The sequence below is a fragment of the Billgrantia desiderata genome (assembly GCF_900108215.1).
GTDB lineage: Bacteria > Pseudomonadota > Gammaproteobacteria > Pseudomonadales > Halomonadaceae > Halomonas > Halomonas desiderata.
This window is the reverse complement of sequence record NZ_FNVC01000054.1, coordinates 1-1421: the sequence shown is the minus strand read 5'-3', so window position 1 is coordinate 1421 and position 1421 is coordinate 1. Positions and strand designations below refer to the sequence as shown.

General features: G+C 60.4%; 1 protein-coding gene. It reads left to right on the top strand.

Annotated elements, in window-relative coordinates:
• A partial coding sequence (locus tag C4S71_RS22245) for an IS1380 family transposase (RefSeq protein WP_103970590.1) occupies positions 1–1019 on the top strand: 1019 nt, incomplete at its 5' end.
• Between the last annotated feature and the right edge of the window lie 402 nt (positions 1020–1421).

Genomic DNA, 1421 nt, shown 5'->3' with positions numbered 1-1421 from the left:
ACTTCCCTCCATACACAAGACTTGAGCTTAACTCCGATGCGAATGCCTTGCGTCGTGACCCGGTGTTCAAGCTCGGCGCCGAACGCCTGCCGCTTGAGGCGGAGCAGGATCTGGCCAGTGCCCCCACCTTCTCGCGTCTGGAGAATGCCGCCAACACCCGCGACCTCTACCGGTTGGCCGAGGCCTTTGTGGAACAGTTTGTCGCCAGCTACGCCAAGCCGCCAAAGGTGATCGTGCTCGACATGGATCACGCCGAGGACCAGACCCATGGCCAGCAGGAACTGGCGTTTTACAACCACCATTACCAGAGCCACTGCTATCTGCCGCTGTTTCTGTTTGAGGGCCTGTCGGGCAAGTTCATTACCGCGGCACTGCGCCCCGGCAAACGCCCGAAGGGGGCAGAGAACGCGATGATCCTCAAGCGAGTGCTCAAGCGGCTGCGCCAGCACTGGCCCGAGACCCGCATCCTGTTGCGGGGTGACGGCCATTTTGCCAACGTGGAATTGATGCAGCTGGCGCTTGACGATCCGTACACGGATTTCCTGTTCGGCCTGGCCGGTAACAGCCGTCTGAAAAGACTGCCCGAGCCACACCTGGAGCACACCCGCCGGTTGCACGAGACCCGCTGCCACAATGCCCGCCTCGCCGAGCAAGAGCCGCCGCAACGCTCACGCACCTTCCATGAGCTGGACTATCAGGCCTGCTCCTGGCCACAGGCCTTTCGCACCGTCCTGAAAGCCGAGGTCATGGGGCTCGGCGACAACCCCCGCTTCGTTGTCACCTCCCTGGAAGAGCCGGCCCCGGAGATGCTGTACGCCGAGCTGTTGCAAGGCACTGAGCTGTCCCGGGCCCAGCCCTCGACGGTCATCATCAAGCTGTTCAAACTGGCCGTACGAGTCGTGCAGTACAAAGACCGCATCAAGCTCCACCTGCCCAGCAGCTGCCCGGTCAAAGCCCTTCTGCACACGATCACCGAACGGTTATACCGGCTGCCTCGGCCCACGCCAAACACCAGCTGAGCCGCCATCGGCACTCCCGGCCACCGCCATCCCGGCCCTCGGGAGGCTCTCGCACGCCTGGGCACTGGAATTGCTCAAATATTAAGCGGTTCGTGCGGATAAAGTATGGGTCCGGAGGTAAATCCGGACCCCTTGATAAGAACACCTATCATGTTCGGGCAAGGTGGGCATGCTGATGGCGGGATTGGATGGCTATTTGGAGCTTTTATGAAACATCCGGGTTAGATGCCGGTGAGGTGAGGAGGAGTCCATCCCATTGCTTGTGGTTACCCTGAAAGAACATCAGATAGCTTGGCTTGCCGGGTGGGAAGATTGACTGTTTCAGCTGCGATCATCCGGTCTCCGGAAAAGAGCCAGAATTCACAGGCATTGTCACTCTCTGTGGGACGCCGCTGAATTCGG